General features: G+C 71.9%; 6 protein-coding genes and 1 pseudogene. 6 read left to right on the top strand and 1 reads right to left on the bottom strand.

Going from position 1 to position 6,705, the window contains the following annotated elements:
* From H5J29_RS16435 to H5J29_RS16455, 5 genes and pseudogenes are all read left to right on the top strand, one after another.
* Positions 1 to 352, top strand: a pseudogene (locus H5J29_RS16435) (beta-ketoacyl-[acyl-carrier-protein] synthase family protein); the annotation flags it as partial.
* Positions 352 to 1,521 carry a thiolase family protein gene (locus H5J29_RS16440; RefSeq protein WP_181781837.1) on the top strand — a complete coding sequence of 390 codons (1,170 nt, stop codon included), beginning with the start codon at positions 352 to 354 and terminating at the stop codon, positions 1,519 to 1,521. The pseudogene H5J29_RS16435 and the gene H5J29_RS16440, both read left to right, overlap by 1 nt.
* Entirely contained in the window at positions 1,518 to 1,967 is a 450-nt protein-coding gene (locus H5J29_RS16445; protein ID WP_181781838.1) for a Zn-ribbon domain-containing OB-fold protein, read from the top strand. The genes H5J29_RS16440 and H5J29_RS16445 overlap by 4 nt, the downstream gene beginning before the upstream one ends.
* Positions 1,968 to 2,233: 266 nt before the next feature.
* Positions 2,234 to 3,301: an LLM class flavin-dependent oxidoreductase gene (locus H5J29_RS16450; protein WP_181781839.1), complete on the top strand. Its 1,068-nt coding sequence runs from the start codon at positions 2,234 to 2,236 to the stop codon at positions 3,299 to 3,301.
* Between the two features lie 43 nt (positions 3,302 to 3,344).
* Positions 3,345 to 4,232 (top strand): alpha/beta hydrolase, encoded by an 888-nt coding sequence (locus H5J29_RS16455; protein WP_181781840.1) that lies wholly within the window; start codon positions 3,345 to 3,347, stop codon positions 4,230 to 4,232.
* A 47-nt stretch (positions 4,233 to 4,279) separates the two neighbouring features.
* Here the strand turns inward: H5J29_RS16455 and H5J29_RS16460 are convergent, their stop codons facing one another.
* Positions 4,280 to 5,119, bottom strand: coding sequence for a mycofactocin-coupled SDR family oxidoreductase (locus tag H5J29_RS16460; protein WP_181781841.1), 840 nt, complete (start codon positions 5,117 to 5,119; stop codon positions 4,280 to 4,282).
* 222 nt (positions 5,120 to 5,341) lie between these two features.
* On the opposite strand from H5J29_RS16460, the gene H5J29_RS16465 reads away from it, so the two are divergent.
* Entirely contained in the window at positions 5,342 to 6,547 is a 1,206-nt protein-coding gene (locus H5J29_RS16465; RefSeq protein ID WP_181781842.1) for an acyl-CoA dehydrogenase family protein, read from the top strand.
* Positions 6,548 to 6,705: the final 158 nt, after the last annotated feature.

A 6,705-nucleotide genomic window follows, 5' to 3' on the forward strand; every position in this document is an offset into this window, starting at 1 on the left:
GTGGCTCACCGACCCGGCCGCCGCCGCTCGGCGGGCGGGCCAGGAGGCCTACCGCCGGGCCGGGCTCACCGAGCCCGCCGAGCAGGTCGGCGCCGCCGAGGTGACCGCGCCGACCCCGGCGCTGCTGGGTCCGACCGTCGAGGCGCTGGGTCTGGCCAAGGGGGAGACGGTGATCAACCCGTCGGGCGGGGTGGCGAGCTGTTTCCCCGGCGTCGCGAACGGGGCGCTGCGGCTGTTCGAGGCCGTGGAGTGGGTGGAGTCCCATGGGGGGCAGGCGGTGTCGCACTCGACGGACCTGCTCACCGGCCCCGTCGCGGAGACCGCGACCGTGCTCGTGGTGGAGGGAGTCTGATGGCCACCAGGGCCGTGATCGGAGGGGCCGGGATCACGCCGGCGACCTCGCCGCGCAAGCAGACGTCGTCGTCGTTGGAGCTGATCCAGGAGGCGGTCTGGGGGGCGCTGCAGCACTCCGGTGCCGCGCCGGACTCCCTCGACGGCATCGTGATCGGCAACATCGACGGCTTCGAGGGCACCGTGCTGGGGGCCAAGCACCTGGTGCGCAGGCTGGGGCTGGGCACCGAGCTGCCGGTGTCGATCCTCAACACCGGCGGCACCACGGGCGGGAACCTCGTGCAGGTCGCGGCCCGGCAGGTGCGGGCGGGTGACCGGCGCCGGGTGCTGGTGATCGGCGGCCCGACGTTCTTCGGCGCGCAGGACCTGCAGTCGGCGATCAACACCAACTCGCCGATGATCGTGGAGCAGCCCCTCGGTATGGGTGCCTACCACATGGGCGCGTTCTACCCGAGCGCCTACACCGAGCGCTTCGGGGCGACGGTCGAGGACTACGCGGTCTCGGCGGTGCAGGACCACGAGCACGCCTCCCGCAACCCGTACGCGCACCTGCGCAACACCATGACCGTCGACGAGGTGGTGGGCGCCAAGCCCCTGTCCTACCCGCTGACCATGGCGATGGTGTGCCCGGTGTCCACCTCGGCCAACGCGCTGCTGGTGTGCGCGGAGGGCACGACCTCCGACCTGCGACCCACACCCGTGCTGATCAAGGCGTTCGCCACGAGCAGCGACCCGTACCTGGGCGGCGGCAAGAACGACTTCGCGGCGATGGAGAACCTGGCCATCCTGGCGCAGAAGGTCTACCAGCTCGCCGACGTGCGGGACCCGCGCGAGGAGATCGACGTGGTCGAGGTGTTCTCCCCGTACGCCCCGATGCAGCCCATGCAGCTCGAGGCGCTCGGCTTCGCCCCGCCCGGCGGGGGGATCGACCTGATCCGCTCCGGGGCCACCCGGATCGACGGGGACGTGCCGGTGAACCTGTCCGGCGGCCCGTTGTGCACCAACGCGGGCGTGGCGGGCGAGCTCGCCCCCCTCGTCTACGTGGCGCTGCAGCTGATGGGCGACGCACCCGAGGCCATGCAGGTCCCCGGCGCGCGCCGCGGGCTCGCGCACGGCACCGGCGGCACCTTCTTCCAGTTCGAGAACCTCGCCATCCTGGAGCGCACATGACCACGACCCAGCGGGTCCACTGGGACCTGACCTACGACGTCCACCTGGGCGCGACCTGGGGCCGCTTCATGGCGGGCCTCACCGAGCAGCAGATCCTGGCCAACTCCTGCCCGGAGTGCTCGCGCACGTTCGTGCCGCCGCAGGCCTACTGCGAGTCCTGCTTCGTGAGGACCGACGAGTGGATCGAGCTGCCTGCCGAGGGTGTCGTCGAGGCGTTCACCGTGGCGTGGCAGGGCTTCCGCGGCGGCCCGACCCCGCCCTACGCCATCGCCGGCATCCGGCTCGACGGCGCCTCCACCCTGCTCATGCACTACGTCGGCGGCCTCGACCTCGACGACCCCAGCGCGGTGCGGGAGCAGATCGGCCCGGGCACCCGGGTCCGCGCGGTGTGGGCGCAGGAGCGCACCGGCCAGATCCTCGACATCACCCACTTCGAGAAGATCTGACCCCCGCGTCGCCTCCGCGTCGCCTCTGTGTCGCCTGGACGGGCCGGGACCTGCGGGTCCCGGCCCTTCGGCGTTCGCGGGGACGGCGGACTGTAGCGGAATGCGACAACGTCGCCCCGAGGCCCGCTGCGAGCCTTGAGGCGCAGGTCACAGCGAGCTCGGGCCTCGCGCTCACCGACGCCGACGGCGTCGCCCACCCCGTCCGGGCTCGCGGCCCTGCCCGGGGAGTGCCCTGCACTTCGCCGCGACCGTGTCGAGGAGGCCACGTGAAGGTCCACATGACCAACCTGATCCAGAACTACCACAACGCCGTCCCGGACCACGAGATCTACCTCGACCAGATCGCGCTCTCGCTCCGTGCGGACGAGGACGGGTACGAGAGCATCGGCTGCGTCGAGCACCACTTCGACCCGGGTTACTCGATGTGTCCGGACAACACCCAGTTCCTGTCGTTCCTGGCCGGTCAGACGAAGAACGCGAAGATGCACACGACCGCGGTGATCCTGCCCTGGAACGACCCGATGCGGGTGGTCGAGAAGATCGCGTTGCTGGACAACCTGTCGAACGGCCGGGCGATGTTCGGCATGGGTCGCGGCCTGGCGCGCCGCGAGTTCGAGGGGTTCGGGATCGAGATGGGCGAGTCCCGCGAGCGGTTCGACGAGGCCGCGGCGATGATCATCCGCGGTCTCGAGGACGGCTACGTCGAGAACGACGGGAAGTACTACCCGCAGACCAAGGTGGCGGTGCACCCCACGCCGCTGGGGACCTTCAGGGGGCGCACCACGTGCGTGGCGATGAGCCCCGACTCGGCGGTCGCGGCCGGCAGGCTCGGCGTGGCGATGATGGCGTTCATCCAGGGTCCGATGGAGACCATGCACCTGCCGATGATCGAGCAGTACCGCGAGGCGTACCGAGAGACCCAGGGTGGCGAGGCCCCGCCGCCGCTGATGATCGACCTGACCTACTGCCACCAGGACTCCGCGGAGGCCCGCCGGGTCGCCTACGAGCACGTCGGCAACTACTACATGAGCTGCGTGGAGCACTACGAGTTCGGCGGCAGGCACTTCGAGAGCACGAAGGGCTACGCCTCCTACGCCGCGGCCAAGGAGGCGATCGACGCCTACGGTCTCGACGCCGTCGTCGACATCTACGTGAACGGTCAGATCTGGGGCACCCCCGAGGAGATGATCGCCAAGCACGAGGAGCGGAAGGCGATCGTGGGTGAGTACGAACCGATCATGGTGTTCCAGTACGGCGGCCTGATGGGGCAGAAGGCGGCGGGCAGCTACGACCTGTTCACCCGCGAGGTCATGCCCACCCTGCAGAAGATGTGACCCGAACCCCCCGCACTGATCGACGACGATCGAGGAGGACCCCATGGCGAGTGCCGAGCTGTCCCGCGCCCGAGACCTGTTGACCCACCTGGTCTCCGAGCCCGAGGCCGACATGAACGACTACCGCAGGCTCTACGACGAGGTGCTCGCGAACTTCGAGCTGCCCGCCGACGCCGAGACCGAGCAGGTCGACGCGGGCGGCGTCCCGGCGATCTGGGTGTCCGCACCCGGCACCGCCCGGGACAAGGCCGTGGTGCTGCTGCACGGCGGCGGCTGGTGCATGGGCAACGCCAAGGGCTACCAGGAGTTCGGGTACCGGATCTCGCAGGCGGCGGACGCGCGGGTGCTGGTGGTCGACTACCGGTTGGCGCCGGAGAACCCGTTCCCCGCGCCACTCGACGACGCGGTCGCGGCCTACCGCTGGGCCCGCGAGCAGCCCGGGGTGCGCCGGGTGGCCTTCGTCGGGGACTCCGCGGGCGGCGGCCTCGTGGTCTCCGCGCTGCTGAAGCTCCGCGAGGACGGCGACCCGGCCCCGTCGGCGTCGGTGGTCTGCTCGCCGTTGGTCGACCTGGCGGGGGAGGGTGCCTCGCTGACCGAGCGGGCGCACCTCGACCCGCTCCCGGCCGCGGCGCTGGTCACCGCGATGGGTGGGGCCTACCTGGGTGGCGCCGAGCCCAAGGCCACGCCGCTGGCCTCCCCGCTCTACGCGGACCTGAGCGGCCTCCCGCCGCTGAAGGTCTACGTCGGGACGGACGAGGGCCTGCACGACGACGCGGTCCGGCTCGTCGAGAAGCTGAAGGCGGCAGGCGGCGAGGCCGAGCTCGAGATCGGCCAGGACATGGTGCACATCTGGCCGGTCTTCAGCTTCCTGCCCGAGGCGCAGGAGGCCACCGCCGGGATCGGCGACTTCCTGCGCAAGGGCTTCGTCTGAGGTCGTGGGTGGCGATGGTCGCCAGAGCGACCATCGCCACCCACCCGTCACTTGACCAGCAGGCCCGCGTCGATCGGGAGCGGGACGCCGGTGATCAGGCGGGCGTCGTCGGAGGCCAGGAAGACCAGCGCGCGGCTGATGTCGAGCGGCTCGGCCCACGACACGGGCAGCGCGTGCATGCCCGCCGAGGCGACCTCGAAGTCGTCCCGGGTGGGGTGCTCGAGGTCGGGGCGGAAGATCTTGAAGGTCTCGTCGTTCATGACCATCGGGGTGTTGACCTGGGTCGGGTGCACGCTGTTGACCCGGATCGAGTGCGGCGCCAGCTCGGCGGCCAGCACCCGCATCAACCCGACGACGCCGTGCTTGGCCGAGGTGTACGCCGCGATGCCCTGGTAGCCGCGCAGCCCCGCCATCGAGCTGGTCAGGATCATCGCGCCGCCACGGCCGCCCTCGACGAGGTGCGGCACGGCGGCCTTCGCCGTCTTCCAGACGCCGGTGAGGTTGATGCCGAGCATCTGCTCCCAGGCGTCGTCGGTGATCTCGTGGGCGGGCACGGAGTTCGCGGCGATGCCCGCGTTGGCGGCGACGATGTCCAGCCGCCCGAGCTCGGCGACACCGGAGTCGAGTGCCGCCTTGAGCGCGGCGCCGTCCCGGACGTCGACCTCCGCGGTGACGACGCGCCGGTCGAGCTTCTCCACCTCCGCGGCGGTCTCGGCGAGCTCCTCGGCGGAGCCGAGCGGGTAGCCGAGGCCGAGCTCGGGCAGGTCGTGGGCGATGTCCACGGCGATGATGTCGGCGCCCTCGCGGGCGAGCTCGATCGCGTGGCTGCGACCCTGGCCGCGGGCGGCGCCGGTGACGAAGGCGACCTTGCCGTCGAGACGACCCATGGTGGTGCTCCCATCTGGAGGAGCGTCGGGGCGGGTGCCCCGGCGCGTGCGCCGCGACGCTAGCCGGCCGGGCCGTGGCGGCGGTGTCGCAATCCGCTCCAGTGACGCGTCCCCGGTGGATGTCCCGGTTTGCGACAACCCCGGACACCGCGCGGTTCCTACGGTGGACCCACGACCACAGGACGGGTCCGCGGACCCGAGACTCTCGGCTGAAGGGTGATCGTGACCAGTACCGCGACCAGCGGCCCGCTCACCGCGGACGGCCTCGCCGCCCGGGTCCGGGCGTTCCTCGCCGAGCACGACCCCGCGGGCACCGACCGCCTCGCCTTCCTCCGGGCCCGCTTCGACGCAGGCCTGGCCTGGGTGCACTACCCCGAGGGCCTCGGTGGGCTCGGGGCCGAGCCGGGTCTGCAGCCCGGGGTGGACGCCGCGTTCGCCGCCGCGGGCGCCCCCGACAACCGCCCGCACACCAACGTCATCGGCCTCGGCATGGCCGCGCCGACGATCCTGCGGTTCGGCACGCCGGAGCAACAGCGGCGCTGGCTGCGGCCACTGTGGACCGGCGAGGAGATCTGGTGCCAGCTCTTCAGCGAGCCCGGCGCCGGCTCCGACCTCGCGAACGTGGCCACCAGCGCCAAGCCCGACGGTGCGGACTGGGTCGTCGACGGGCAGAAGGTGTGGACGTCGCTGGCCCACGACGCGACCTGGGCCATCCTCGTCACCCGCACCGACCCGGCCCAGCCGAAGCACCGGGGTCTCACGTTCTTCGTCTGCGCGATGGACGCCCCGGGCGTGGACGTCCGGCCGCTGCGCCAGATCACCGGCGAGAGCGAGTTCAACGAGGTCTACCTCGACGCCGTCCGGATCCCCGGTGACCAGCGGCTGGGTGAGGTCGGGCAGGGCTGGGCGGTCACCCAGAACACCCTGATGAACGAGCGCGTGGCGATCGGCGGCGGCACGATCCCGCGCGAGAGCGGCGCGATCGGCGAGCTGGCGAAGGTCTGGCGGGAGCGGCCCGAGCTGCGCACCCCGGGCAGCCACGACCAGGTCCTGCGGTTCTGGGTCGAGGCGGAGGCGGGCAGGCTCACGGCCGAGCGGCTGGGCCAGCAGCAGGCCGCGGGGATGCCGGGGCCGGAGGGATCGGGCGCCAAGCTCACCCACGCCCGGCTCAACCAGCAGGTCTCCGCCTTCGAGCTCGACCTGCTCGGCGACGAGGCCCTGCGCTACACCGACTACACGGCCCGACGGCCCGTCCTGGTCACCCACTCGGAGAGCCCCGCGGGCTGGCGCTACCTGCGCGCCAAGGGGAACTCGATCGAGGGCGGCACCTCGGAGATCATGCGGAACATCATCGCCGAGCGGGTGCTCGGGCTGCCCGCCGAGGCGCGGGCCGACAAGGACACCCCGTGGAAGGACCTGCCGCGATGAGCACTCCGGTGACGGGGGACCTGCTCTACTCCGAGATCGAGGACGACCTGCGCGCCAGCGTCCGGGCCCTGCTGGAGAAGCAGAGCCCGTGGGACGCCGTCCTTGCCCGGACCGAGACCGCGGAGACGACCGACCGGGAGCTGTGGGCCCGGCTGGCG

The sequence above is a fragment of the Pseudonocardia pini genome (assembly GCF_013870575.1).
Classification (GTDB): Bacteria; Actinomycetota; Actinomycetes; order Mycobacteriales; family Pseudonocardiaceae; genus Pseudonocardia; species Pseudonocardia pini.

Coding starts and splice junctions, on each gene's coding strand:
- H5J29_RS16440 (WP_181781837.1), top strand. CDS start 352: ATGGCCACCAGGGCCGTGATCGGAGGGGCCGGGATCACGCCGGCGACC.
- H5J29_RS16445 (WP_181781838.1), top strand. CDS start 1,518: ATGACCACGACCCAGCGGGTCCACTGGGACCTGACCTACGACGTCCAC.
- H5J29_RS16455 (WP_181781840.1), top strand. CDS start 3,345: ATGGCGAGTGCCGAGCTGTCCCGCGCCCGAGACCTGTTGACCCACCTG.
- H5J29_RS16460 (WP_181781841.1), bottom strand. CDS start 5,119: ATGGGTCGTCTCGACGGCAAGGTCGCCTTCGTCACCGGCGCCGCCCGC.